Raw genomic sequence first — 24057 nt, 5'->3', positions numbered from 1 at the left:
CTAGTACGTGTCGACGGTCTTGCCCACCGAGCAGACGTACTCGCCGGTGGCGACCTGCGGGAGGCGACGACTCCGCCAGAAGATGCCGTCGTTGTCGGCGGTGATCCGGGCTTTCAGCTCGCCGAACACGTCGGTCACCTCGAACAGCGTCTCGTCGGCGCTCACGCGGTCGCCGAGGTCGTGGTGGAACCGGACGAGGCCGCCGACCGGCGAGCCGTACTGGTCGAACGCCTTCGCGCGCGTCTGGGGTTCGAGCCCCGCATCTCCGGGGAGGAAATCGTAGCCGCGGAGGACGTTGAACACGCCCTCGACGCCCTTGGCGATGCTCTCCTCGTCCCAGCCGACGGCACCGCCGAGTTCGGGGTCGACCGCCGGCACGCCGTCGGAGGGGGCGACGCGGGCGAGTTGGCCGTCCGGCCCCTTCTGGTCGAGGACGTAGCCACAGCCGAACGTCTTCGCGAGGTCGAGACACTTGGAGTGGAGGCGATGGCGGCGGCCACACCGGACACGCACCTCGTCGATCATCCGGCTGGTCGATCCCTGATGGAGGTCGAGCACGAGGTCCGCGTCCCGCGCCACGTCGTAGGTGGCAGCGGCGATACGCTCGCTCGACGTGCCGTTCTCGTCGCCGGGGTAGGCCCGGTTCATCTTCGTGTCGTCGATGGGGTTCCGGTGTTCGGCCACCTGGAACGCGTGGTAGTTGACGACGCCGACGACGATCACCGTCCCCGCGAGTTCGTCGGGGTCGATCCGCGGGACGACGCGCTGAACGACGCCGACGCCGTTGAGTTCGTCGCCGTCGCTGGCCGCCTGGATGTAGAGCGTCTTGCCGTCGCGGGCCCCCTCCACGACGGCGACGGGGAGGCCGAACGTACTGCCGTCGCGGGTCTCGCCGACCTCGAGACGGCCCGTATCGACCGTCCCCGGCGACGCGTCCGCGGTTCCCACCGAAGTCATTGTTCGACCCACGAACTCGTCCCCTTTGAGCGGTTCGGTCGCGAGTGGCGCGTACTCGCCCGACGCCGGACGGATGCCCGGCGACACAACGACGCGCCTTTGATCGTGGCCCCCGAAGGGGTGGTCGTGAGCGACGAGACACCTGCGCGCCCTCCGTCGGCGGGGCTCCTCGACGCCCTGGAGGTGCGCCGAAACGCACTCGTCGGCGTCGTCGCCGGTGTCGCCCTCGCCGTTTCCGTCTACCTCGTCCGCGTCTTCGAGTTGGTCGGCCCGGTGGGCGGGACACAGCGGTATCCCGGAATCGGCCCCGAGGGCTGGTTTCTGCTCCTCGGGTTCGTTCTCGCGTCGGCGACGGCGCTGCTCGTGGCCGCGGCCCTGACGCTCGTGACGGCGTATCGGGTCACGCGGGAACTGTAATCAGGCGTCGATCGGATCGTCTGCGCCCGCGAGGTCGGCGAGCCGGCCCGCACCCGCACGTGTCCCCTTCGCGATGAGCACGTCGCCGTCGCGGACCGCCGTCTCCGGGCCGGGCGAGACGACCCAGTCCCCGTCGCCGCGGCGCACGGCGATCACGCGCATCCCCGTCGCCGTCTTGACTTCGAGTTCGCCGAGCGACGCGTCGGCCAACTGGCTCCCGGCGGCGACGGTGAGGCGGACGATCACCTCGTCGGACTCCTCCACCGCGGCGGCGACGACGGGGTGGGTATCGAGTCCCCGGAGGACGCCCTCGCTGATCTCTAAGGCGGCGTCGCTGATCACCTCCGTCGCGCTCGCGAGATGCACCAGCCCCCGGAGGGTGATGGGGTCCTCGACCCGCGGCGCGGCGCGCAACACCCACGCCTCGAACCGCGATTTCAGGGCGTCCACCTCGGCTTCGAGTTCGACCACCTCCTCGGCGACGCCCTCGCTGTCGAAGAGGACGGCGCCGTAGGCCAGATCCACCGCGAGTTCGCTCATGTTCTTCATCAGGACGATGGAGTCGACGGCACGGTCCAGGTCGTCGATGGAGGAGTCGACCGGTTCGGGCGGGTCGTACGCGTCGCCGGTGACGGCCTCGTACACCGTCGACAGCGCCGTCTCCGTCCCGCGGAGCAGGGCCACGTCGTCGGCCTCGAACGTCGTCGTCCGGTCGGGGTTGACGATCCACTCACCCGCCCGCCGGATGGCGATGACGCGGACGCCCGTCTCCGTTTCGAGGTTGCAGTCGCCGAGCGACACGTCGCGGTAGTCGGAGTCGGAGGCGACCTGTGCCCGGACCACCGTCTCGACGGCCTCCGGAATCGCCGTCCGCATCGCCTCGGGGATGCCGATGTCCTCCAGCACTATCTTGGCGATGTCGCCGGCGGCGTCGCTGATCTTCTCGGCGGCGCCGACGACGCCGAGGACGGGCGCCAACGCTTCCGCGTCCTCCGGGCTCCGGGCGGCCATCAGGAGGCTCATCCGTGCCTGCATCTGCAACACGTCCATCCGCTCTTCGAGTTCCAGCACCTCCGCCGCTACCTCGTCGCTCCCGTGGAGTACCGCCGAGTACGAGAGGTCGATGAGGAGTTCGGCCGTGTCCTTCATCTCCGCGAGGACGGCCTTCACGCTTATCGGCTCGTACTCCACGTCCCCAGGGTCCATACGTGGGACTCCCGCGCCGTGGCGATAAAAACGTCCGGGGCGAGGTCGCCCCATCGATGGGTTATTGCCGCCATCGGGGCAACGTCGCCGGAGGGATGTCGGTATGGACGAATCCGCGACGGCGCCGCTGGATCGGCTGGGTCGTCCTCGCCACGGGATTCGCGCTGTTCAGCTTCCACCGGGTGTCGACGTCGGTCATCGCCGACGACCTGATGCGGGCGTTCGACACCACCGGGACCGAACTCGGCGTACTTCACTCCTCGCTGTTCTACATCTACGCGCTGTTGCAGGTGCCCGCGGGAGTGTTTGCCGACCGCTTCGGGACCCGCCGGGTCGCGGCGGTGGGGACCCTGCTCATGAGCGCGGGCGTCGTCGCGTTCGCCGCCAGCGACGGCTACGTCCTCGCCTTTGCCTCGCGGTCGATCATCGGTCTCGGCGGGAGCGTCATCTACATCTCGACGCTCCGGTACTGCGCGAACTGGTACCGGACCGACGAGTTCGCGACGATCACCGGCGTCACCTCGGCGATGGCGGGGATCGGCGGCATCCTGGCCACCACACCGCTCGCAGTCGGGGTCGCCGAATTCGGGTGGCGGACGACGCTCGCGGCCGTGGGCGTCGTCGGCCTCGGCTCGGCCGTGGCCGTCTTCGCCGGGGTACGCGACACCCCGGCGGACGCCGGCCTCCCACCCATCGAGGGAGCCTCGCCGCCATCGGAAACCTCGTTTCGGGAGGCGGCCGACCACGCCAAGACGGTGCTCGCCGACCCGCTGACGTGGGTGCTCGGCGCCGTCTTCCTCTCCTTTGTCGGCACGACGTTCACCGTCCTCGGCATCTGGGGCGTCCCCTTTCTCGTCGACCGGTACGGTCTCTCGGTCCGGCAGGCGTCGACGTACGTCCTCGTCGGCAACCTCGGGTTCCTCTTCGGCCCGCCCGCGATGGGGCGGCTGTCGGACCGCCTCGGCGTCCGGGCTCCCATCGTCGCCGCCGCGGGCGCCTGTTTCGCCGCGGGCTACGGGTTGCTCGCCGTCGTCGGACGCCCCCCGCTGCCCGTCACTGGGGCGGTGTTTTTCGGCGCGACGTTCGTCGGCGGGGCGGGCTTCGTCACGCTCACGCTGGTCAAGGACCGCCACCCGGCCGAAGCCAGCGGGTCGGCGACCGGCGCGGTCAACAGCCTCGGGTTCGTCGGCGTGGCGGCGTTGCCGGTGGTGATGGGGTGGCTCCTCGACGCCTTCTGGACGGGCGCCGTCGTCGACGGCGCGCGGGTGTACACCGCGCTCGGCTACCGGGCCGCCTTCGCCGTCGCCGCGGCGATGGGGCTGGTCGCGCTCGGCTGCTCGGTCTGGTACTGGTGGGCCACGACCCGGCGCTCCGACCGAGCGCAAGCGCAAGAACGAAGCGAGTAGCGGGGGACGACCCCATCGATGAAACGGTGGGACCTGCTCGGCGTGACGACCGGCGCCTTCTTCGTGACGATGGTCGCCCGACTGGCGCCGAGTCCCCTGGTGCCCGACGTCATCGACGCGTTCGGCGTCTCGACGGGGACCGTCGGCCTCGCGCTCTCGGGGATGTGGGCCGCCTACGCCCTGTTTCAGTTCCCGGGCGGCGTCGTCGCCGACCGGATCGGCCAGCGACGGGTCGTCCTGTTCGCGATGGCCGGCATCGCGGCGACGAGCCTCCTGCTCGCGAGCGCGACGGGGATCCTGATCTTCGCCGTCGGCGCCGTCGCCCTCGGTGCGAGCGCCGGCCTCTACTTCACCGCCGGCACCTCCTTTCTCGCCGACCGGTTCGAGAACACCGGTCGCGCGCTCGGCGTCCACGAAATCGGCGCGTCGGGTGCCGGCCTGGTTGCCCCCGTCGCGAGCGCCGCCGTCGCCACGCGGTTCGGCTGGCGGGCCGGCCTGCTCGTGCCCGCCGTCGTCGCCCCCGTCGCGCTCGTCCTGTTCGCGTGGCGGGTGCCGGAGACGCCGCCCACGAAGCCCGACCGGACGGGACTGGGCGTCGATCCGTCCGAACTGCTGGCGATGCTCGCCCGCCCCAGCATCGCCTTCACCACTCTGCTGGCCATGATCGCCTTCTTCACCTGGCAGTCCTTCGCCTCCTTCTTCCCGACCTTCCTCGTCGAACACGTCGGGCTGGGGACCGGCCGGGCGAGTTTCCTCTTCGGCGTGGTCTTCGCCATCACGCTCGTCGCGGCGCCGTCGCTGGGGTGGGTCTCCGATGCGCTCGGCCGGGACCGGACTCTCGGCGCCGCCTTCCTCGCCGGCGTCGCCGGCTACGCCTGCTTCCTGTTCGGGGACGGCGGTCTCGCGGTCGTCGTCGCCGGGACGGGGCTTCTGGGGCTCGGCCTCTCGTGGCCGGGCGTACTCAACTCCCGGTTCATGGACTATCTCGGCGCCGACGAGCGCGGCACCGGGTTCGGGCTGGTGCGGACGGTCGTGTTGCTCGTGAGTTCGCTCGGGAGCGGCGTGACGGGGACGCTCGCCGGTCGACTGGGGTGGGTCGCGGCCTACGGTCTCGTCGCGAGTCTGCTCGCCGTCCTGGTCGGCGCGCTGGCGGCCAATCGGGCGCTGGGGATCGAGGCCTGACGGCCGGGAGGCCACGCGTCAGCCACGCGGACGACAATATAAGCGTTGCCCCGGATCGCGCGCGAAGGTTTAATTTCCGGGCGCCCGTACGCCTCGGCGTTCCGTGGCCATCGATCCCCGAAACTACGACCTCGACGAACTCCGGGCGGCCAGCGTCGGCCAGCCGTCGCTCGGCGGGCGTGACGACTGGCCCGAGGCGTGGGTCGACGCGGCGGCCGACGACGACGAGGAAACGACCGACGACGACGGCGACACGGACCGGCCGGCCGCCGCCGTCGCCTTCGAGACGGCCATCACGCGTGACCTCGCGGCGCTGGACGGCGCGGACGTGGAGCGACCGTATCTCCCCGCCCTCCCCGCGTCGCTGTCCGCCGAGGCGCTGATCTTCGAGTGGCTGGAGTTTCTCGTCCTGCAGGGGGGCCACGAATCGGCCGCCGACGCCCTCGAGTTCTACGAGCGGGTGGGGTGGCTCGGGAGCGACACCACCGGGATGCTCGACCGGTATCTCGCCGGCATCGGCGACCCGCAGGCCGACGCCGCGAACGGCCTCGGGGCCGACGATCACCGGGTGAGCCTCCACTACATCGCTCGGCTGGCGTCCTGTTCGCAACGCTGAGAATCGCGGGCGTGATTATTTACCATCCCCCCGAGTAGCCGCGGCCGTATGAGCGAAGCCGACGCGGAGATGGACGACGACCCGGAGCACGAGGAGGCCGACACTGGCGGTGGCGGCGACGACCCGATTCCCATCGGCGTCAAACTCGGAAGCACGCGGACGGTCATCACGGTTCCCGAAGACGACGGCTTCCGGACGGTCAAGACGCTGACCTGTCTCGCCACCTACGAGGACGTGATCACGGGCGAGGAGAAGGTACTCTACGGCGAGGAGGCGGCGACGGAGTATCCCGACCGGGTGCAGTACACGCTTCGCTCGGGCCTGCCGGAAGACGAGTCGCGGGCGGAGCTCACGTCGACGTTCTTCGAGGAAGTGATCGACGCCAACGACGTTCCCGAGAACAGCGCCGTCGTCTACGCCATTCCGACCATCGACAACGAACGTGGACTGGCGAACCTGGAGTCGGTCATCGAGGGGAGTTCCATCGGCGAGGCACTCATCCGAAGCTATCCGGAATCGCTCTGTGGCTCGGTGCCGGCGATGGGCGACGGGCTGGAAGCCGTCGACGACATCTTCGTCACCGTGAACCTGGGGTCGACGAACCTCGAAGCCTCCGCGTACCGGCGGGGCGAGCAGCTCATCCCCTTCACCACCGGCGCCGTCACCGGCAACGAGGTGGATCGGATGATCGCCAACTACGTCGAGGAGGAGACGCAGGGACGGGTGAACATCGACACCACCACGGCCCGCGAGTACAAAGAAGCGCACGCCGACTTCGTGGACTTCGAGCCGTTCACGGACGTGATCCAACAGCCCGGCGGCGGCTCCCACGAGTTCACCATCGAGCGCAGCGTCATGGACGCCGTCGACGAGTACGTCGACGACGCCGTCGAGGAGATCGCCAACGCCTTCCTGCCCGAACTCGCCAACGACTACATCAAGGTGTACCAGCTGGCGCTCGACCGCCCCATCGTCCTCACGGGCGGGATGGCCTGTATCCCCGGCATCGTCGAGGAGTTCGAGGAGCGCCTGAGCGAGGAACTCCAGCGGGACGTGGAGGCGGTGGCACCCGACGAACCGGCCGAGTCCGCGGCCGTCGGCGCCCAGCGCATCGCCGAGCGACTCGTCGCCGCCGACGCGTACTAGGGAAACGGCTTTTTTCGCCCGGACGGGATACCGGCCGTGGCTTCGCCGGCCCTCCAACGGACCGTCCGTCGCGGCGTCGCGCTCGTGCTCCTCCAGTTCGGCACCATCTCGGCCCAGCTCTACGAAATCGACTCCGGCGGGAGCGAGGACTCCGTCGCGACGTTCGTCACGATTCCGCTGTTCGTGGGGTCCCTGTGCTACCTGCTCGGGAGTCTCGGCTACGGAGCGTTGCGACCCCGTCCCTCGGAGGAAGGCGCCACCTGACCGCACCGGACCGACGACGCTTTGGCCCGCCCGCGTCAGCGGTGGGGTATGAAACAGGCCATCGTCGCGCGGACCGACCTCGGCATGGGGCAGGGAAAGCTCGCTGCACAGGTCGCCCACGCGTCGCTCTCGGCGTACGAGGACGCCGACGAGCGCACCCGCCGCGCGTGGAAAGGGGAGGGACAGAAGAAAGTCGTCCTGAAGGGGAGCGGCGAGGCCGAACTGTTCGAGCTGGCCGACGCTGCCGAACGGGCCGGCCTGCCGAACGCCATCATCCGCGACGCCGGCCACACCCAGTTGGATCCGGGGACGGTGACGGCGCTCGCCGTCGGCCCCGGCGACGACGAGGACGTGGACCGCGTGACCGGCGAGCTGTCGCTGTACTGAGCGCCGGCCGCGGGACCGTCAGCCGTCCATCGACGTGTCGTTCGTTCCGTCGTCCATCGTGCCATTCTCCGTCCCGTCCATCGTGCTGTTTTCGCCGCCGGCCATCGACGTGCCGTTCGTTCCGTCCTCCATCGTCCCGTTTTCGTCTCCGGCCATCGACGTCTCGGTCATTCCGCCGTCCATCGTGCTGTTTTCACCTCCGTCCATCGTGCTGTCTTCGCTCCCGTCCATCGACGACTCGTCCATCCCGTCCCCGTCGCCGCCGGACCCGGAGTCCGTACAGCCGGCCAGCGCCGTCACGGTCAGTGCGCCAGCCGTTCCGAGGGACCGCCGTCGTGTCGTGTGATGTGACATCGCGTCCGATCCGAGAACGTCGGCGGTAAAGGCGATTTTTCAAGTTTCGGACAGGCTTCGTCGGAACTCCATCTAGAGTTCGTCCGGACTGTGAGCCGGGCACGGTCGGGGGCAGACGGCGCCGCGCCGGAGGCGGTCCGGAGCGATCCAACGAACCACGCGAATTAAGCCCGGGGGCGACGAGCCGCGAACGTGTCACTCGTCGCCGCCGCCGTCGCCGGGGGTGCCCTCGGCGCGCGCCACGCACTCGAAACGGACCACCTCGCCGCCATCGTGACGCTCGTCGACGACGACCCATCCCGGCCCGGCCTCGTCGGCGCCTCGTGGGGCGTCGGCCACACCCTCCCCATCGCCGCGCTCGGGGTGACGTTCCTCCTCCTCGGCGTCAGGCTTCCGACTTCGGTCACCGCGCTGTTCGAGGGCGTCGTCGGCGTCGTCCTCGTCTACCTCGGGGCGCGGATGCTGGCCGGCGTCCTCGGCTACCGCGAACACGACCACGGGACGCATCCGCTCCACGGTCACCTGCAGGTCGGGGACCTATCGCTGGGCGGCGGGCACGTCCACCTGCACGGCGACTCGGTTCTCGTCGGCGCCCTCCACGGCGTCGCGGGGAGCGGCGCGCTGGTGGTCGCGCTGGTCGCCGCCGCACCGGATCTGCCGACCGGCGTCGCCTTCCTCGCTGCCTTCGGCGTCGGATCGGTGCTGACGATGGCGGCCGCGTCGGCGGTGTGGGGGCGGAGCCTCGACGCCGGCGCCCGGCGCACCCTCCGGGGACTCGCCGGCGTCGTCGGCGTCGCCGTCGGCTGTCTGTTGCTGGCCGAGGTGGCCGGCCTCGTCTGAGCACCGACCGTCGAACCGACAGCGTATCCCGTCGGGGGCGCGAATCGCCGGTGACGACCCCGATGCGCGAGGCACACCCACTGGAACGGCAGGTCGGCATCGACTACTACGTGAGCGACGGCCCCGGCGTCGGGGGACACCTCCGTGACGCCCCGGCCGACTTCCGGGTGCGCGAACTCGAGGGCGTAGAGCCGGAGCCGCTCGACGCCGACCCCGGCGCCTACCCCCACCTCCTCGTCCGCGCGACGCTCACCGACTGGGACACCAACGACTTCGCGGGAGCGCTCTCCTCGGCGCTCGAGGTTAGCCGCGAGCGCGTGTCGTGGGCGGGGACGAAGGACAAGCGCGCGGTCACGACGCAGCTATTCTCGGTCCAAGGCGTCGACGCCGGCGACCTGCCCGACCTCTCGGGCGCCGACATCGAGGCGCTGGGCCGGATCGGCCGCAATCTGGAGTTCGGTGACCTCGCGGGCAACGCCTTCGAGATTCGGATCGCCGACCCGGAGCGGCCCGACGAGGTGGACGCGGTCACCGACGCCCTCCGCGAGTTCGGCGGCGGACGCGTCGCCGTCCCCAACGTCTTCGGCCACCAGCGCTTCGGCAGTCGGCGGCCCGTCACCCACGAGGTGGGACTCCACGTCGTCCGCGAGGAGTGGCGCGAGGCGGTGCTCGCGTACGTCGGCAACCCCGCGGAGTCGGAGCCCGACCGAACACAGGAGGCGCGGGCGACGGTCGATACGGTGGCGGACAGCGCCGATCCGGACTGGCAGGTCGCCCTCGACGCGACGCCGGGTCACCTCGGCTACGAGCGGTCGATGCTCCACGCGCTGGTCGAGAACGGCGGCGCGGAGCCGGCGGACTTCCGGGCCGCGCTCGAAACCGTGCCGTGGAACCTCCAGCGGCTCTTCGTCAACGCGGCGCAGTCCTACGCGTTCAACCGTATGCTCTCGAAGCGCCTGCGCCGCGGCCTCCCCTTCGACCGCCCGGTCGCCGGTGACGTGGTGGCCTTCGCCGACGCCGACGCGCCCGAGGGCTTGCCGGTCCCCGACACCGACCGCCTGCAACGAGTGAGCGAAGGTCGGGTCGACGTGGTGACCCGGCACTGCGAGCGCGGCCGCGCGTTCGTCACCGCGCCGCTCGTCGGGACCGAGACCGGTCTGGGCGACGGCGAACCCGGCGAGATAGCGCGCGAGGTGCTGGCCGATCTGGACCTCGCACCCGCCGATTTCGACCTCCCCGGCAACTTCGAGTCGACGGGGACCCGGCGGGCAATTCTGGTCGGGACCGACCTCGACGTCGCCCGCGACCCGCTCACCCTCTCCTTTTCGCTCCCGCGGGGGTCGTACGCGACGGCCGTCCTGCGGGAGTTCCTGAAAGTCGACCCGCGGGACCTCTAGTCGTCCGCGGTCCCGCCGTCGGCGGTGGGGGGCGTGCCCGTTCGGGGCAGGCTGTGGCCGAGCAGGAACAACGGAATACCGACGATAGCGGCGCCGATAGCGCCGATGACGGCGACGGCGACGCCGAGGAAGTAGAGCGTCCCACCCTGCGAGAGGATCGGAAAGGTGGTGACGAGGACGAGGGCGAACGCGCCGGCGGCGGCCGCCAGCGCCGCGCGGAGGCGGCCGTGAGCCGCCGCGTACCCGACGAGCGTGACGGCGTACACCGGGAGGACGACGAGCATCCGGCGGACGACCTGCTCGGTGACGTGGAGGTCCGTCAGCGCCCGGAGGAGGACGCCGACGGCGACGGCGACGACGAACGCGAGGCCGACGAGGCCGGCGAGACGGGCGACCGAGAGGCGGGCACGCACGGCGGGAACGGCGAGGGCGCCGCCGAGCACGACGGCGCCGGCCGCGCCGGCGACGAGTGGCGGTTCGACGCCGCCGAGGGCGAACAGCCCCGGGGCGAGCGGGTGGGCGAGGGCGAGGAGAGCGAGGGCGACGACGACGAGTGCGCGGCGGTCGGAGGTGGCGGCCGCCGGATCGAGACCCGCGGCCGAGACGGCCCACGCGACGGCCCGGAGGCCGCCGACGAAGACGAGCGTCGGAATCGCGACGAGGAAGGCGAGGTTCCGGCCGACGACGGGGACGAGCGGGAGGGTGACGGCGACGAGGCTCCACAGCGGGGCGAGCGGATCGCCCTCGGGGACGAGGGTGACGAAGGGACCGTCGCCGCCGCCGTCGAACGACGTGACCGTCATCTCGCGGCCCGACACGTCGGCGCCGGGGAGGGCGTGGCCGACGGCCATCCCTTCGGGGGCGACGAGCGTGAGGCGGTCGGCACCGAGGCCGGATCGGACCATGGCACCGGGGTCGTCGCGGAAGTATTCGACCCGGAGGACGCCGCCGGATGCCTCGGTCGCGGCGTCGGACGTGCGGTAGCGCATCCGCACCGTATCGCCCGAGACGCTCGTCGACAACAGGCGGGCGTCGTGGACCAAGATGGCCTCCTCGGCGACGGCCTGCCGGAGCGACGCGTTCTCGAAGGCGGCCGTGTCGTTCAGCCGGTTCTCGACGGTCCACGTCGCGGAGCCGTTGCGGTGGACGCGCATGGTGGCGGTACTGCGTTCTATCTCCACGTCCACGTCGTGGCTCTGGGCCGCGTAGGTGAACCCGCGTTCACAGGGCGAACACACCTGAATGGGACGGGGGCTGGCCGCCGCGGGGACCGCGAACGCGGCACCGAGGAGCGCCCCGACGAGGGCGAGGGCGACGAGGGTCCGGGGGAGGGAGAGAGGGGGGACCATGCGTGAGCCGTGCGAACGGAATACAATGGGTCTTGTGTCGGGGTCGAAGGACGCACTTATCCGCGCGGGCCGACTGCCACGACCATGGAGTGTGGGCGGTGTGGGTCCCCGTTAGACCGGCCGGGCGACTACTGTCTGGTCTGTCACACCGCCAACTGCGACGCCGTCGTCCTCGACATCGCGGAGGACCGCGCTCGCCTGACGATGCTCGACGAGGAGGACGTGTTGGGCGAAACGACGATCACCACGCGCCCGGAGGAGGAGGGGGAAGCGCGGGTCATCGAACGGCGGAACTTCGCGGGGTTGATCGCCGACGAACTGCGCCGGAAGCGCCCGGAGACGGTGTTCGCGGCCGGCGACCGGGAGACCATCCGCGCGGTGCGGGCGGAGACCCACTACGAGTTCTACCGCGTCGCCGGCGAGGACCCGGTGGCGGCGGTGCTGGAGCGGCGCGGCGACCGGGCGCTGGAGGTGGTGGAGACGCCGCCGAAGGAGAAACTCGGCGGCCGGCACACGACGCTGATCGGCGGGCGGACGGGGCGGCGCGCCATCTCGACGGTGGCCGAACACCCGCACGTCAAAAAGATCGTTCCCGGTCCGATCGACGCCGGCGGGACGGGATCGCAGTCCGGACTCCGGGCGAAGGTGACCCGGGCGGACGGCAACGGCAACGTGCGCCTCCTCCTGCGCGACGGGTCGAGCGTCCAGGAGAACCGGATCGTGACGACGGCGATGGACCGGGAGACGGGCGAACGCGTCCGCGACGACCTGAACGAGGCGTTGGCGGCCGCCGACCTGCAGGACTGATAGGGATTATCGGAAGTCAGCAGAGATTCTCGCTGGGACGGTCCGACGAGAATCTAAGGACAGTTACGATAACCCCTACGAACGCCCGGCCCGAGCGTTCGTGGAGGGACCACTGGACGGACGGGAACGCGGTCGATCCCCGGGTCGAAGGTTCGCTCGAATCGCCCGGATTAATCAGGGTCCGGCCACGAACACCGGGCGAATGGCCGGGACTCTGATTCAGGCGCTGTCGTACACGATGTTGGCCGTCGTGGCCGCGCTGGTCGGCGGCGTGATCGCCGTCTACCGACCGCCGGGGGCGCAGATGGAGAGCAACGTGCAACATTTCGCGGCCGGCGTGGTCATCGCCGCCGTCGCCGCCGAACTGCTGCCGGACGTCCACGACCGGGCGCCGACGGTGGTCGTCGTCGGGTTCGCCGTCGGTGTCGTGACGATGCTCGGCATCCACCGGCTGAGCACGGTCATCGAGAAGCGAGGGGTTGGCGGGAGTTACGCGGGCGCCGCCGGACTGCTCATCACCGTCGGTATCGACATGCTCATCGACGGGGTGCTCATCGGCGTCACCTTCCTCACGGAGGCCGCGACCGGCGTCCTCATCGCCGTGGCGCTTTCCATCGAGGTGCTCTTTCTGGGTGTCGCCGGCGTCGTCGCGCTGCCCTCGGGGATCGGGACCCTCCGCAAACTCGCGGTGCCGGCGGCGTTCGGGGCGTTGCTGACGGCCGGCGTGACCGTCGGCGTCCTCGCTCTCGACGGGGTGACCGGGGCACCAATCGCGATCATCCTCGCCTTCGGCTCCGCGGCACTGCTGTATCTCGTCACCGAGGAGTTGCTGGTGAAAGCACAGAAAGTCCCCGAGACGCCGGTGTCGACGACGCTGTTTTTCGTCGGGTTCCTCTCGATTTTCCTGCTGGATATGGTGCACTGATCCGACGGGGGCAACTCGCAGGGTTTATCCGTTCCCTCCCGGTATTCAGCGGTACTATGGCCGAGAACAAGGCACGCAGCACCGGGAGCGCGGGCCGATTCGGCGCGCGATACGGGCGTGTCGCCCGCCGGCGCGTCAAGGAGATCGAAGCAGGGATGCAGAACGCCACCGTCGACGGGGACAGCGTCACCCGAGTCGGAACCGGCGTCTGGAAGAACGAGGAGACGGGCGAGACCTTCACCGGCGGGGCGTACCGGCCCGAGACGCCCGGCGGCCGCACCGTTCGGCGGTCGATCCGCGCGGCGCTGGCCACCGACGACGACGAATAACATGAGCTACAAGTGTTCCCGGTGTAAGCGCGACGTGGAACTCGACGAGTACGGCGGCGTCCGCTGCCCGTACTGCGGGCACCGGGTGCTCCTGAAGGAGCGCGCGCCGACGGTCAAGGAAGTCGACGTCCAGTAGCGTACTGCCGTGTTCGTCGACGACGCGCCACACACCCTCTCTCTGCGGTTCGCGTACGACACCGAGCGGCGCGCCCGGATCGTCGAGCGCAGCGTCCGCGTCGAGGTGGGGGAGATAGACGACGACCGCTCGACGGCCCGGGTCGAACGCGAGGGCCGGACGGTTCGGGTGCAGGTCGGCGCGGCCGACCTCGTCGCCCTGCGTGCCGGGGCGAACACGTGGCTCCGCCTGCTGGACGTGGCGGAGGCGGTGTCGGTCGATGCCGAGGACTCGGCGGGAGCCTGAACCCCTCGCGGGCCGTCGATCACGCCGGCGCGAACGGGAATACGGGGCTTTTTCACTCCGGGACCCAACGATCCGCCCATGCAAGGCAATCTGCCGCCGGAGGCCCAGGAGAAAATCGAGGAACTGCAGGACCTGCAGGAGACGGCCCAGCAGGTTGCGGCCCAGAAACAGCAGGCCGAAACCACGCTCAACGAGTCCCAGACGGCGCTCGACGCGCTCGAGGACATCGACGAGGACACCGAGATGTACCGCGAGGTCGGCGAGCTCCTCGTCTCGACGGAGTACGACGACGCCTACGACAACCTGGAGGAGAAAGTCGAGAGCCTCGAGGTTCGCGTCGAGCAGCTGGGTAAACAGGAAGAGCGCGTCCGCGAGCAGTTCGAGTCGCTCCAGCAGGAACTCCAGCAGATGCTGCAGGGCGGCGCTGGTGGCGGCCCGATGGGACCGGGCGGCGCCGGCGGCGCGTAAGGCCGTGGGCGAGCCCGACGACGAAACCGTCGTTCGGACGGCCGCCGAAGCGGCCGAGGGAGTCGTCTTCGCACACTACCGCCAGTCCGACGTGCGCGATCTCGACGTGACCGTGACGTTCGAGGAGGGCGTCCTCGAGGTCGACGTCTATCTGAACGCACCGGACGACGAGGCGGACCCTGAAGCGGTCGCCGACGAGGCGGCGCTCGCGGCGCGGGACGCCGTCGACGACTTGTTCGACGCCGACGACGACGGCGCGGCGTAGCCGTCGACCGCTAAACCGAATTAAACTGGCGTTAAACGCCGCCAAAATCGCGTTAACGGCTTCCCCTTTTTACCACACCTCCGTCCCCAGAGCCGGGTGGAGTGATCGAACGATGCGAGACACGACACGTCGCACGTTCCTTCGGAGCACTGCAGCGGTCGCCGGGCTGGCGGCCGTGCCGACCATCGGCGCCGCGGACCGCGTGTGGCTGAGCGCCGAGACGCCCGTGGACGTGACCCTCCACGACGTGGAGACGACGGCCGCCGGCGAGTACGCCGTCGGCGGGAGCGGCTACGTCATCGAGCGCGGCGAGGACAGCTGGCTCATCGCCGCGAGCGGCGGGCCGACCGGGAACGGCAACAACCTCTACGGCTCGGACGTGACCGACGACGGCGAGCGCCTCTGGTTCGTCGGCTCCAGCGGCGCCATCGGGGAGTACGACGTGAGCATCCGGGACCTGACCGACCACTCGGCGCCCAACGACGTGACGAACAACTTCAACGACGTGGCGGTGACCGGCGAGGCCGGCGACGCCAACGTCTACGTCGCGGGCGACTCGGGCAAGATCTACTACAGCTTCGAGAACGGCGAGACCGGAACCTGGGATTCGGTCACGCCGGGGAGCGGGTCGAACGTGAACGCCATCGACTTCCACGGGCCGCGGTCGGGACACGCCGTCGACGGCAACAAGACCGTCTTCGTCACCGACGACGGCTCGACGTGGGAGGAGGTGGGCATCGCCGACGCCAACTACAACTTCTACGGCGTCGACTCCGACGCCCCCGACGACCTGACCGTCGTCGGCGGGGGCGGGACGGTGTATCACTGGAACGGCTCGCAGTGGGTCCGCGAGGACACCGGCGACGCCTCGCTCCGCGACGTGGAACTGGCCGGCGAGGCGGGGCTGACCGTCGGGGGCGGCGGCGCCGTCTACCGCCGCGACGCCGAGGGGTGGACCCGGGAGATGACGCCAAGCGGGTCGAACCTGAACGCCGTCGTCGACGCGGACGGGATCGAAGTCGTCGGCGGCGCCGGCGGGACCGTCCTCGAACGCTAAGCCGGCCCGTTCCGCGGCGGGCAAGGTACTTCCGTAGCGCATCCCAACGGGGGGGTATGCGAAAGCGGGCATCCGCGGTTCTCGCGGTACTGATGATGGTGGCGGCGGTCGCGCCGGTGACGGCGGCCGCACCGGCGGCGGTCGAACGCGGCGGGGCGACGGCCGTCGACGGCGCGGACGTCGTCGAGCAGCGCGCCGACCCCGACGAGGACGTCGTCGGGTGGGAAGGTGGCTACTGGCACAATGAGTCGATCGACGTCGACCAGTCCGACGGCCTCAGCGACGAGGAGCTGGACGCGTACGTGTCGCGGGCGATGGCCCGCGTCGAGTACCTCAGGGAGTCGGAGTTCGACAGCGACGTGCCGGTCCAGGTGCTCTCTCGGGAGGAGTTCCAGCGCCAGCGGGGCGAGAACGCCACGAGCAACGCCTCGTTCGACGCCTGGAACGATCAGGTGTGGGAGGCGCTGTTCGTCATCGGCGAGGACCGGGAGGCGAACGAGGCGCTGCAGTCGGCGACCGGGGAGACCACGGCCGGCTTCTACGCCCCCAGCGACGACCGCATCCGGATCATCACCGACTCGCCGGATAGCCCGACCATCGACAACGCGACGCTCGTCCACGAACTCGTCCACGCCCTGCAGGATCAGGACGGTGACCTCGGCGAGCGAATCACCGCGACCGAGACGCAGGACGCGGGCCTGGCGACCGACGGTGTCGTCGAGGGGGAGGCCAACTACATCGAGCAGCGCTACACGAACCGCTGTGGCGCCGAGTGGGACTGCGTCGCAACGCCCGGTTCGGACGGGGGCGCAGGGGAGCCCCCGAACCTCGGCATCCTGCTGACGCTCCTGCAGCCCTACTCCGACGGTCCGGTCTACATCGACTGGCTCATCGAACGGGGCGGCTGGGAGGCGGTCGAGGAGGCGTTCGACGACCCGCCGCAGTCGACGGAGCAGGTCATCCACCTGACCGACGAGGAGCCGATACCCATCGAGTACACGGACCGCGCCCGGAACGGCTGGGAGACCTTCCCGAACCAGGGTGAGGGCGGATCGGACACCGTCGGTGAGGCGTCGATGTACGTGATGTTCTGGTATCAGGCGCGGACGGCGCGCGCCCGGACGATATCGCCACAGTCCGTCGTCCAGACCACCAGCCAGTACGACATCTACAACTACGACGCGGAGCCCTCCGCAGGCTGGGGCAACGACCGCGTGTTCCCGTACGCGAAGGGGAGCGGCGAGGACGCACAGTACGGCTACGTCTGGGTGACCGAGTGGGACACCGAGCAGGACGCCGCGCAGTTCCACAACGCCTACCGCGCCATCCTCGACGCCCACGACGCGCAGTCGCAGGGGGACAACACGTACGTCGTCCCGAGCGGCGAGTTCGCCGACGCCTTCCGCATCGACCGGCAGGGGACGACGGTCACTATCGTCAACGCGCCGACGACCGAGCAACTGAGCGAGATTCGGCCGGCGCCGGAGAGCGGGGGCGGTGACGGCGCGAGCGGCGACGGCGACGGCGGGACCGCCGCGACGAGCGACGGGGGCGACGCGAGTACCACGGCCACGGCGGACGACGACGAGTCCGGCTCGACCGGCCTCGAAGCGCCCGGTTTCGGCCCGCTGACGGCCGTGCTCGCTCTGCTCGCCGCCGTGGCGCTGGTCGCGGTTGCTCGCCGGCTGAACTGACCGCGACGGCACCCTTTTCACCGACCGCCGCCGACGACCGGGGAGATGCGTCTCCCCGTCCTGCTGGCGGTCCTCGTCGTTCTCGCGGGCTGTGGGGGAGCGGTCGGGCCGGATGGGGCCCCGACGACGACGGCGACGCCGGAACGAACGGGTACGTCGACGCCGACGGCGGCGACGACGACGGCCACGCCATCGCCAACGCCGACGCCCGCCCACCCCGACTTCACCGACCCGGACGCGGACCGCCTCGGCTGGGAGGCCGGCTACTGGTACGACGAGTCGCTCGCGGTGAACGCGTCGGACGGCCTGAACGCGAGCGAGCGCGAGGCGGTCGTCGCGCGGACGATGGCCCGCGTCGAGCGGCTTCGGGGGCTGGAGTTCGAATCCACGGTACCGGTCGAAGTGGTCGACCGCGAGACGTATCTCGCGGACGAGAACGTGACCGCGACGGCGTTCGAGGAGGTGGTGTGGGAGGCCCTGCTCCTCGTCGGCGAGGACCGGTCGGTCGCGGCGACGTTCGAGGCGTTCTACGGCGCGTCGGTACAGGGGGCGTACGTCCCGAGCGAGGATCGGATCGTCGTGGTGAGCGACTCGGCGCGGCCGACGCTCGACCGCCGGACGCTCGCGCACGAACTCACTCACGCCCTGCAGGACCAGCACTTCGGGGCGGCGTTCGAGGGACGGCGGAACCTGACCCGCGACGAGCGGCTTGGGTGGCAGGGGTTGATCGAGGGCGACGCGGGCTACGTCGAGGACCTGTACGAGCAACGGTGTGGGGGAGAGTGGTCGTGTCTGGCGCGGCCGACGAGCGGCCCGGGGGCGAGCCTCGACGGTGAGATGGGCGTCTACGTCGCCGTCTACCAGCCCTACAGCGACGGCCCGGCGTTCGTCCACCGGCTCCGGGAGCGTGGCGGGTGGGCGGCGGTGAACGCCGCCTACGCCGACCCGCCGACGAGTTCGGCGGCGGTGATCCACCCCACACGATATCCGGACTGGGAACCGACGGCGGTCCGGGTGCCGGACCGCTCCGCCGACGACTGGCGTCGCTTCGGCCGGTCGCCGCCGGGGACGACGGTCGGCGAGGCGTCGCTCTTCGCGACCCTGTGGGCCAACGGCGGGACCGAGACGTTCCACCTGCAACGCCCCTCGCGCCCGCACCGCACGTACAACTACACCCACCCGGTCACGGCGGGGTGGGTCGGCGACCGACTCGTCCCCTACCGCAACGAGACGGCGACGGGCTACGTCCTGCGGACCGAGTGGGCGACGACGGGCGACGCCGCGGCCTTCGCCATCGCGTACCGTGACCTGTTGCGGACGCGTCGGGGTGCCGAGCGCCGCGCCGGCGACGTGCTCGTGGTGCCTGCGGGCCCCTACACCGACGCGTACCGGGTGACGCGAAACGGGACGACGGTGACGGTCACCAACGCGCCGACGGTCGAGGCGCTGGACGCGGTCCACCGCCCGCCGGCCGACTGAGTAGGCGTATGAAGAGGAATCCTCTTCGACCGCGGCGACCGAACGACGGGATTTTTCACCGGCGGGAGCGAAGCCGGCGGCAATGCCACCGTTCGACATCGTCGGTCCCGAGGCCATCCGCGACGGGACGGCGACCGACGCGTACTTCCTGCGGACGGAGACGACGCTGCGACACGCCGGCCGGAACCCGACGGTCGTCGCGGAGGTGACGGCCGATCAGTTCCCCGACGGCGACTTCGAACTGCTCGCGGGGGTGAAAGACGCGGCTGCCCTGCTGGAGGGGCGGGGCGTCGACGTCGACGCAATGGGCGAGGGGCGACTGTTCGACGGCGGGCCAGTCATGCGGATCGAAGGGCCGTATCTCGAATTCGCGCGGTTCGAAACCTCGCTGCTCGGTCTGCTCTCACACGCCAGCGGGATGGCGACGGGGGCGTTAGAGGCGCGGCGGGCCGCCCCGGAGTCGACGGTGCTCTCCTTCGGGGCGCGCCACGTCCACCCGTCCATCGCGGCGGTCGTCGAACGGAGCGCGTTGCTCGCGGGACTGGACGGGTTCTCCCACGTCGCCGCCGGCGAGGTGCTGGATCGGGAGGCCGGGGGGACGATGCCCCACGCCCTGCTGATCTGTTTCGGTCGCGGGGAACAGGCGGCGGCGTGGCGGGCGTTCGACGACGCGGTGGCGCCGGACGTTCCTCGTGTGGCGCTCTGTGACACCTACAGCGACGAGGTGGACGAGGTCCTGCGGGCGGTCGAAACCCTCGGCGACGACCTGGACAGCGTCCGACTCGACACCACGGGGTCGCGCCGCGGGGACTTCCGGCACATCCTCCGCGAGGTGCGCTGGGAACTCGACGCCCGCGGGTACGACGACGTGGACGTGTTCGCGAGTGGGGGCCTCGGACCGGCGGAACTGCGTGACCTCCGGGACGTGGCCGACGGCTTCGGCGTCGGCAGTCACATCTCGAACGCCGACCCCGTTGATTTCGCCCTCGACATCGTCGAAGTCGACGGCGAACCGGCGGCCAAACGGGGGAAGCTCTCGGGGACCAAGCAGGCCTACCGGACGCCGGACGGCGGTCACCACGTCGGGCTCGCGGACCACGAGGGACCGGCCGACGGCGAACCGCTCCTCGAACCACTGATTCGGGACGGCGAGGTGGTCAGGGAGTTCGACGTGGACGCGGCGGCGGAGCGGGCGCTGGCGGACGCCGAGGCCGTGGGATTCGGGGCGGACCGCTAGCTCGTTTCGTCGGAGTCCAGCGGTTGGCGGTCGAGTCCGACCGAATCGTAGGCCCGGTCGCTCGATAACACCGTCTCGTCGTTCGTGGCGGCAACGCCAGCGTGGAGCGCGTCGAACGGGGTCAGACCGTGTTCGTCGATGAACACCGTCGCGGCGAGGACGGCGTCCTCGTGGGGCGCTGGCTCGATCGGAACGAGTTCGAGCAGATTGGCGACCGCTCGTGGGGCGTCGATTTCGTACGCGGACGCCTCGCGGTCGTAGAAGAGCACCAACACCTCGGCGTACGACAGAATCGAGGTGTGGATGTCGTCGTGTTCGTCGAGGGAACGGAGCGCCGCGTCACGAAGCCAGTCCTCCTCTTTCAGCAATGCCACCAGAAAGTCCGTCTCGACGTACATTACTCGGTGTCATCCCGTGCCTCACGCGCGATGGCTCGCCTCGCCTCGGTCTTGAGTCGGTCCACGTCCGCATCCTCGAACGCGTCGCCGACTGCGGCGCGAAGTCCCGAAATCGGGTCGTCGTCGACGGGGACGAGGGCGACGTGACCGGGGAGTTCGACGATGCGGTACCGGTCCCCAAACCGGTCACGAACGCCCTTCGGCAGGTAGAGCCGGCCGCGCTCGTCCGTCGACTTGGACATACCCGTCGGTAGAACGTGCTCGCGCTAAAACCTTCCCGTGATTCCGGTCCCTTTCCCACATTCCAGTCGGAGGGCCACCCGGCGACGAACGGCGACCTACAGCTGCTCGACGGAGCCGCCTTCGGGGCGCTCGCGGAACACCTGTCCCTCGAAGAGGGTGATCATGGTGTCGTCGTCCTGCCAGGCGAGCGGCGAGAGGCCGGCTTTCCGGCAGGCGTGGGTGAGGAACTGCTCTTCGCTCCAGCCGTTCTCGACCGGAAGCGTGGGGTACATCCAGGCGTGTTGGCCGTCGGCGTCGAGCGCGACGCCGTGGGTGCCGAGTTCCAGGTCGGCCAGCGGGTCGTTGGTGAGGACGTGATTGCAGACGACACAGATGGAGATGTTGAGATGTTGGAGCTCCGGGGGTTCGATTTCGGAGCCACAGGAGTCGTCGGAGGCGGCGGTGATGGCCGCGTCGACGATGGCGTGGCCGAGTTGGTCGGAGCCACGATAGGCGCCGGCACAGCCGCGAAGCCGTCCACGGCCGCGGGTCGACGTGATGCGGACGAACGCGCCCGTGCGGGCGTAGAACGCGTCACGCATACTTCCCGGCTGTTCTCGCTGGCCCTGGAGCACGTACGCCTCGACGGCTTCACGAGCCAGTTCGACCGCTCGGGCTCCGTCGTCGTAAGAAAGGTGTACCGTCTGCGCCTCGGACATACGACAACGTTGCTCCGAACCGACTTGAACTCTTCCTTTCCGACGGGCAAAACCGTGAGGAATTCCCGGTCGACCGGGCGGGCGAACGGAGGACGCTGCCGGCCGTACGTCGACGCCGATGATCGCACCCCAGGTGGCGGACACCAAACGGCGCCAGCCGACAGTGTTATTCGGGCGACCGATCTATCTTCGGACGGCAGAGAGAGCCCGGCCCCCGTGCCCACACGGGCATGAGGAAAGTCCCCCCACCGTCCGGACGGGTGACCGGGCGCAAGCCCGGAGTCGGAGACGGCTGGCTCTGGAACAGAAACGAGACCACTCGACCCGACCGATGAGGTGTGCGAACCCGAGCGCAAGCGAGGGGAGTTGACCCACCGAGGGACGGGAGACGCTACGCGTCTCCGAACGCGAGCGGCGAAGCCGCGAGCAGGGAGACGCGACGCGCCTCGCTGACGGTCGAGAACGGATGGAACGGCGAATCCTCACCGGTGCAAGTCCGCCTCGTCAAGGTAGTCCGGACGCGGAGGTGGACGCTCAGCCGAATGCCGGGCCGAACAGAAGGGGGCTTACTCCTCTCAGCCGCTCACACGGCTAGTCACGACTCCCCGTCCCCTTGCCGATCCACCGCGTCAACCCCGGATAGTCGGCGATCAGGCCGTCGGCGCCGGCCTCGACCGCCGCGCGCGCTTCGACCCACGTCCGTACCGTCCAGACGTTGACGGTGCGGTCGGCGGGCACCGACTCGGCGGCCCGCACCGCCGCCAACGACGGGTGGATCGCTCCGGCGTCGTACCGGGTGGCGAGTGCCCGGCCCGTGTCGAGGTCGGTACAGAGCGGCGCGAGCACCGCCGACGCGTCCCGTTCGCGGACCGCGGCGAGGGCGCCCTCGAAGAACGAGGAGTAGCGAGCGTCGCGACCGTCGATCAGGTCGAGCACCCGGTCGACGAAGGGGAGCCAGCGCTCGCGGGCGGCGTCGCGGTCGGCGGGCGGGAGCGACCCGCGTGGCCCCGTCCCCGCGCCGGGGCGCTTGAGTTCCACGTCGAGCGGCACGTCCGTCTCGGCGAGGAGGCGGTCGAGGGTCGGCACCCGCTGGCCGCTTTCGAGCACCTCGGCGGCGGTCACGGCCGCGGACGGCAGGTCGGCGACGGCACCCGATCCGTCGGTGACGCCGCGGCTGTCCGCCTCGGCGTCCAGCCGCGCGTCGTGGAAGACGACGGGCGTCCCGTCCGCGCAGGCGACGACGTCGACTTCGACCCGGTCGGTCCGGTCCGCCGCGGCCCGGACCGCTCCGACCGTGTTCTCGGGGTTGAGGCCCGCGAACCCCCGATGGGCGATGATCGTCGTCACCCTTCGAACCCGTCCTCCCACCGGAACAGGCCGTCCCGCTGGATCACGTCGCCGTCGACGACGAGGCGGGAGCCCTCGCCCATCCGGGTGATGAGGTCGGTGTGGATCGCACTCCCGTTACCGGACTCGCCCGCGGGGAGGCAGGCGTCGTACGAGCGCCCGAGCGCGAGGTGGACGGTCCCGGCCATCTTCTCGTCGAAGAGCACGTTGTCCGTGGGGCGGGTGATACCGCGGTTCATGCCGACGCCGAGTTCCCCCAACCGTTTCGCGCCGTCGTCGGTGGCGAGCAGGTCCGCGAGGGCGTCCTCGCCCGCCGCGGCCGAGAAATCGACCACCGCGCCGTCCTCGAAGACGAGGTGGGCGTCGCGGAGGCGACGACCCTGCACCGTGATGGGTACGTCGAAGGTGACTTCGCCCTCGGCCGTCGCCGGCGCGGTGAACACCTCGCCGCTGGGGAGATTGTGGGAGTCGTAGGCGACGCTCGCGGCGCTGTTGACGGCGGTGCGACCCTCGATGGAGAGCGTGAGGTCCGTCCCCTCACCGACGATTCGGACCTCGCGGCCGTCGTCGAGGATCTCCTTCAGCCCCGCCATCTCCTCGGCCAGCGACGCCCAGTCGCGAAGGACGGCGTCGTAGACGAAGTCCACGTACGCCTCGTAGGACATGCCGGCGGCCTGTGCGAGCGAGCGGGTGGGGTGGACGGTCGACACCCAGTCGGTCGCCATGCGGGCCTCGCGGGCGTCGGTACGGGCACGGGCGTGGGCGCTCCGTACGTCGCCGGGCACGTCGGCCGTGGCGGTGGTGTTGCGACCGCCGCCGAGCGAGAGGTAGACGTCGGCGCGGTCGTAGAGGGCGCGTTCGGCCTCGGCGGGAGCGAAGTCGCCGTCGTGGGCGCGGAGGTAGGCGCGTTGCACCTCGTCGGAGCCGTAGGTGGCGACGAGGGTCGCGCCGCGGGTGCCGAGTTCGGCGGCGACGGCGACGGCGAGGTCGTGGGCACCCTCCGCGACGCGCATCACCACCTCGTCGCCGGGGTCGACGCGGGCGCTCCAGTCGACGAGCGTCCGGGCGTGCTCGCGGATGCGGTCGTCCATGTGGTGGCGTGGCGGGGGGCGGGGAAAAGGGCGCCGCCCGCAGTCGCGACCGCAACCACTACCTCCCGGCGCGCAGG

29 protein-coding genes and 1 other RNA gene are annotated in these 24057 nt (G+C 70.5%); 21 read left to right on the top strand and 9 right to left on the bottom strand.

The window, feature by feature from the left end:
- Positions 1 to 957 carry a succinylglutamate desuccinylase/aspartoacylase family protein gene (locus tag DU484_RS04050; protein ID WP_114587157.1) on the bottom strand — a complete coding sequence of 319 codons (957 nt, stop codon included), beginning with the start codon at positions 955 to 957 and terminating at the stop codon, positions 1 to 3.
- Between the two features lie 126 nt (positions 958 to 1083).
- On the opposite strand from DU484_RS04050, the gene DU484_RS04045 reads away from it, so the two are divergent.
- Complete coding sequence (locus tag DU484_RS04045) at positions 1084 to 1374, top strand: DUF7536 family protein (protein WP_114587156.1); 291 nt, start codon at positions 1084 to 1086, stop codon at positions 1372 to 1374.
- On the opposite strand, the gene DU484_RS04040 is transcribed toward DU484_RS04045, so the two are convergent.
- Positions 1375 to 2580, bottom strand: coding sequence for a potassium channel family protein (locus DU484_RS04040; RefSeq protein WP_114584908.1), 1206 nt, complete (start codon positions 2578 to 2580; stop codon positions 1375 to 1377).
- Positions 2581 to 2675: 95 nt separating this feature from the next.
- Between DU484_RS04040 and DU484_RS04035 the strand changes: the two genes are divergently transcribed.
- From DU484_RS04035 to pth2, 6 genes are all read left to right on the top strand, one after another.
- Positions 2676 to 3986, top strand: a complete 1311-nt coding sequence (locus tag DU484_RS04035) for an MFS transporter (RefSeq protein WP_114584907.1) — start codon at positions 2676 to 2678, stop codon at positions 3984 to 3986.
- Positions 3987 to 4004: 18 nt separating this feature from the next.
- A complete protein-coding gene (locus tag DU484_RS04030) occupies positions 4005 to 5168 on the top strand; it encodes an MFS transporter (protein ID WP_114584906.1) in 1164 nt (387 codons plus the stop codon).
- Between the two features lie 103 nt (positions 5169 to 5271).
- Positions 5272 to 5784: a FlaD/FlaE family flagellar protein gene (locus DU484_RS04025; RefSeq protein ID WP_114605167.1), complete on the top strand. Its 513-nt coding sequence runs from the start codon at positions 5272 to 5274 to the stop codon at positions 5782 to 5784.
- A 48-nt stretch (positions 5785 to 5832) separates the two neighbouring features.
- A complete protein-coding gene (locus DU484_RS04020) occupies positions 5833 to 6930 on the top strand; it encodes a hypothetical protein (protein ID WP_394338754.1) in 1098 nt (365 codons plus the stop codon).
- Between the two features lie 36 nt (positions 6931 to 6966).
- Positions 6967 to 7194, top strand: coding sequence for a hypothetical protein (locus DU484_RS04015; RefSeq protein ID WP_114584904.1), 228 nt, complete (start codon positions 6967 to 6969; stop codon positions 7192 to 7194).
- A 48-nt stretch (positions 7195 to 7242) separates the two neighbouring features.
- Entirely contained in the window at positions 7243 to 7581 is a 339-nt protein-coding gene (gene pth2 / locus DU484_RS04010) for a peptidyl-tRNA hydrolase Pth2 (protein ID WP_114584903.1), read from the top strand.
- A gap of 18 nt (positions 7582 to 7599) precedes the next feature.
- Here pth2 and DU484_RS04005 read toward each other — a convergent pair whose 3' ends face one another.
- A complete protein-coding gene (locus DU484_RS04005) occupies positions 7600 to 7935 on the bottom strand; it encodes a hypothetical protein (RefSeq protein ID WP_114605166.1) in 336 nt (111 codons plus the stop codon).
- Between the two features lie 192 nt (positions 7936 to 8127).
- Between DU484_RS04005 and DU484_RS04000 the strand changes: the two genes are divergently transcribed.
- Together DU484_RS04000 and truD are read left to right on the top strand one after the other, a co-directional pair.
- A complete protein-coding gene (locus DU484_RS04000) occupies positions 8128 to 8775 on the top strand; it encodes an urease accessory protein UreH domain-containing protein (protein WP_114605165.1) in 648 nt (215 codons plus the stop codon).
- 62 nt (positions 8776 to 8837) lie between these two features.
- Positions 8838 to 10172, top strand: coding sequence for a tRNA pseudouridine(13) synthase TruD (gene truD / locus DU484_RS03995; protein WP_114605164.1), 1335 nt, complete (start codon positions 8838 to 8840; stop codon positions 10170 to 10172).
- On the opposite strand, the gene DU484_RS03990 is transcribed toward truD, so the two are convergent.
- Entirely contained in the window at positions 10169 to 11521 is a 1353-nt protein-coding gene (locus DU484_RS03990) for a hypothetical protein (protein ID WP_114584899.1), read from the bottom strand. The genes truD and DU484_RS03990 overlap by 4 nt on opposite strands.
- An 84-nt stretch (positions 11522 to 11605) precedes the next feature.
- Here DU484_RS03990 and DU484_RS03985 point away from each other — a divergent pair, with 84 nt between their 5' ends.
- From DU484_RS03985 to DU484_RS03930, 11 genes are all read left to right on the top strand, one after another.
- Positions 11606 to 12328: a DUF2103 domain-containing protein gene (locus DU484_RS03985; RefSeq protein ID WP_114605163.1), complete on the top strand. Its 723-nt coding sequence runs from the start codon at positions 11606 to 11608 to the stop codon at positions 12326 to 12328.
- 202 nt (positions 12329 to 12530) lie between these two features.
- Complete coding sequence (locus DU484_RS03980; RefSeq protein ID WP_187347762.1) at positions 12531 to 13253, top strand: ZIP family metal transporter; 723 nt, start codon at positions 12531 to 12533, stop codon at positions 13251 to 13253.
- Between the two features lie 56 nt (positions 13254 to 13309).
- Entirely contained in the window at positions 13310 to 13582 is a 273-nt protein-coding gene (locus tag DU484_RS03975; RefSeq protein ID WP_114584897.1) for an eL43 family ribosomal protein, read from the top strand.
- Position 13583: 1 nt separating this feature from the next.
- Complete coding sequence (locus tag DU484_RS03970; protein WP_114584896.1) at positions 13584 to 13718, top strand: DNA-directed RNA polymerase subunit P; 135 nt, start codon at positions 13584 to 13586, stop codon at positions 13716 to 13718.
- Positions 13719 to 13727: 9 nt separating this feature from the next.
- Positions 13728 to 14003, top strand: coding sequence for a KEOPS complex subunit Pcc1 (locus DU484_RS03965; protein ID WP_114584895.1), 276 nt, complete (start codon positions 13728 to 13730; stop codon positions 14001 to 14003).
- Between the two features lie 78 nt (positions 14004 to 14081).
- Positions 14082 to 14471: a prefoldin subunit beta gene (locus DU484_RS03960; protein WP_114584894.1), complete on the top strand. Its 390-nt coding sequence runs from the start codon at positions 14082 to 14084 to the stop codon at positions 14469 to 14471.
- 4 nt (positions 14472 to 14475) lie between these two features.
- Positions 14476 to 14736 carry a DUF3194 domain-containing protein gene (locus DU484_RS03955; RefSeq protein WP_114587153.1) on the top strand — a complete coding sequence of 87 codons (261 nt, stop codon included), beginning with the start codon at positions 14476 to 14478 and terminating at the stop codon, positions 14734 to 14736.
- Positions 14737 to 14848: 112 nt separating this feature from the next.
- The gene (locus tag DU484_RS03950) at positions 14849 to 15793 is read left to right on the top strand and encodes a WD40/YVTN/BNR-like repeat-containing protein (RefSeq protein WP_114584893.1); all 945 of its coding nucleotides are present in this window, start codon (positions 14849 to 14851) and stop codon (positions 15791 to 15793) included.
- Between the two features lie 56 nt (positions 15794 to 15849).
- Entirely contained in the window at positions 15850 to 17487 is a 1638-nt protein-coding gene (locus tag DU484_RS03945) for an Hvo_1808 family surface protein (RefSeq protein ID WP_187347761.1), read from the top strand.
- A 45-nt stretch (positions 17488 to 17532) separates the two neighbouring features.
- Complete coding sequence (locus tag DU484_RS03935) at positions 17533 to 18966, top strand: Hvo_1808 family surface protein (protein WP_157969495.1); 1434 nt, start codon at positions 17533 to 17535, stop codon at positions 18964 to 18966.
- Between the two features lie 82 nt (positions 18967 to 19048).
- Positions 19049 to 20203: a nicotinate phosphoribosyltransferase gene (locus DU484_RS03930; RefSeq protein ID WP_114584891.1), complete on the top strand. Its 1155-nt coding sequence runs from the start codon at positions 19049 to 19051 to the stop codon at positions 20201 to 20203.
- Here DU484_RS03930 and DU484_RS03925 read toward each other — a convergent pair.
- The 3 genes from DU484_RS03925 to DU484_RS03915 all read right to left on the bottom strand — a co-directional run bounded on the left by DU484_RS03925 (position 20200) and on the right by DU484_RS03915 (position 21542).
- Complete coding sequence (locus DU484_RS03925) at positions 20200 to 20601, bottom strand: PIN domain-containing protein (RefSeq protein ID WP_114584890.1); 402 nt, start codon at positions 20599 to 20601, stop codon at positions 20200 to 20202. The two genes, DU484_RS03930 and DU484_RS03925, sit on opposite strands and share 4 nt — an antisense overlap.
- A complete protein-coding gene (locus tag DU484_RS03920; protein ID WP_114584889.1) occupies positions 20601 to 20843 on the bottom strand; it encodes an AbrB/MazE/SpoVT family DNA-binding domain-containing protein in 243 nt (80 codons plus the stop codon). The genes DU484_RS03925 and DU484_RS03920 overlap by 1 nt, the downstream gene beginning before the upstream one ends.
- 96 nt (positions 20844 to 20939) lie before the next feature.
- Positions 20940 to 21542: a TIGR00296 family protein gene (locus DU484_RS03915; RefSeq protein WP_114584888.1), complete on the bottom strand. Its 603-nt coding sequence runs from the start codon at positions 21540 to 21542 to the stop codon at positions 20940 to 20942.
- Positions 21543 to 21737: 195 nt separating this feature from the next.
- Between DU484_RS03915 and rnpB the strand changes: the two genes are divergently transcribed.
- An RNA gene (gene rnpB, locus DU484_RS03910) (RNase P RNA component) lies at positions 21738 to 22123 on the top strand.
- A gap of 10 nt (positions 22124 to 22133) precedes the next feature.
- Here rnpB and DU484_RS03905 read toward each other — a convergent pair.
- Complete coding sequence (locus tag DU484_RS03905) at positions 22134 to 22889, bottom strand: glycerophosphodiester phosphodiesterase (RefSeq protein WP_262342840.1); 756 nt, start codon at positions 22887 to 22889, stop codon at positions 22134 to 22136.
- Positions 22886 to 23980: an aminopeptidase gene (locus DU484_RS03900; protein ID WP_114605159.1), complete on the bottom strand. Its 1095-nt coding sequence runs from the start codon at positions 23978 to 23980 to the stop codon at positions 22886 to 22888. The genes DU484_RS03905 and DU484_RS03900 overlap by 4 nt, the downstream gene beginning before the upstream one ends.
- Positions 23981 to 24057 lie beyond the last annotated feature (77 nt).

Source organism: Haloplanus rubicundus (genome assembly GCF_003342675.1).
Lineage (GTDB): Archaea > Halobacteriota > Halobacteria > Halobacteriales > Haloferacaceae > Haloplanus > Haloplanus rubicundus.
Note: the sequence above shows the minus strand (reverse complement) of the source record. Positions and strands in the feature narration are given on the sequence as shown.

Coding starts and splice junctions, on each gene's coding strand:
- DU484_RS04050 (WP_114587157.1), bottom strand. CDS start 957: ATGACTTCGGTGGGAACCGCGGACGCGTCGCCGGGGACGGTCGATACG.
- DU484_RS04040 (WP_114584908.1), bottom strand. CDS start 2,580: ATGGACCCTGGGGACGTGGAGTACGAGCCGATAAGCGTGAAGGCCGTC.
- DU484_RS04035 (WP_114584907.1), top strand. CDS start 2,676: ATGTCGGTATGGACGAATCCGCGACGGCGCCGCTGGATCGGCTGGGTC.
- DU484_RS04030 (WP_114584906.1), top strand. CDS start 4,005: ATGAAACGGTGGGACCTGCTCGGCGTGACGACCGGCGCCTTCTTCGTG.
- DU484_RS04020 (WP_394338754.1), top strand. CDS start 5,833: ATGAGCGAAGCCGACGCGGAGATGGACGACGACCCGGAGCACGAGGAG.
- pth2 (WP_114584903.1), top strand. CDS start 7,243: ATGAAACAGGCCATCGTCGCGCGGACCGACCTCGGCATGGGGCAGGGA.
- DU484_RS04005 (WP_114605166.1), bottom strand. CDS start 7,935: ATGTCACATCACACGACACGACGGCGGTCCCTCGGAACGGCTGGCGCA.
- truD (WP_114605164.1), top strand. CDS start 8,838: ATGCGCGAGGCACACCCACTGGAACGGCAGGTCGGCATCGACTACTAC.
- DU484_RS03990 (WP_114584899.1), bottom strand. CDS start 11,521: ATGGTCCCCCCTCTCTCCCTCCCCCGGACCCTCGTCGCCCTCGCCCTC.
- DU484_RS03985 (WP_114605163.1), top strand. CDS start 11,606: ATGGAGTGTGGGCGGTGTGGGTCCCCGTTAGACCGGCCGGGCGACTAC.
- DU484_RS03980 (WP_187347762.1), top strand. CDS start 12,531: ATGGCCGGGACTCTGATTCAGGCGCTGTCGTACACGATGTTGGCCGTC.
- DU484_RS03975 (WP_114584897.1), top strand. CDS start 13,310: ATGGCCGAGAACAAGGCACGCAGCACCGGGAGCGCGGGCCGATTCGGC.
- DU484_RS03970 (WP_114584896.1), top strand. CDS start 13,584: ATGAGCTACAAGTGTTCCCGGTGTAAGCGCGACGTGGAACTCGACGAG.
- DU484_RS03960 (WP_114584894.1), top strand. CDS start 14,082: ATGCAAGGCAATCTGCCGCCGGAGGCCCAGGAGAAAATCGAGGAACTG.
- DU484_RS03950 (WP_114584893.1), top strand. CDS start 14,849: ATGCGAGACACGACACGTCGCACGTTCCTTCGGAGCACTGCAGCGGTC.
- DU484_RS03945 (WP_187347761.1), top strand. CDS start 15,850: ATGCGAAAGCGGGCATCCGCGGTTCTCGCGGTACTGATGATGGTGGCG.
- DU484_RS03935 (WP_157969495.1), top strand. CDS start 17,533: ATGCGTCTCCCCGTCCTGCTGGCGGTCCTCGTCGTTCTCGCGGGCTGT.
- DU484_RS03930 (WP_114584891.1), top strand. CDS start 19,049: ATGCCACCGTTCGACATCGTCGGTCCCGAGGCCATCCGCGACGGGACG.
- DU484_RS03925 (WP_114584890.1), bottom strand. CDS start 20,601: ATGTACGTCGAGACGGACTTTCTGGTGGCATTGCTGAAAGAGGAGGAC.
- DU484_RS03920 (WP_114584889.1), bottom strand. CDS start 20,843: ATGTCCAAGTCGACGGACGAGCGCGGCCGGCTCTACCTGCCGAAGGGC.
- DU484_RS03915 (WP_114584888.1), bottom strand. CDS start 21,542: ATGTCCGAGGCGCAGACGGTACACCTTTCTTACGACGACGGAGCCCGA.
- DU484_RS03900 (WP_114605159.1), bottom strand. CDS start 23,980: ATGGACGACCGCATCCGCGAGCACGCCCGGACGCTCGTCGACTGGAGC.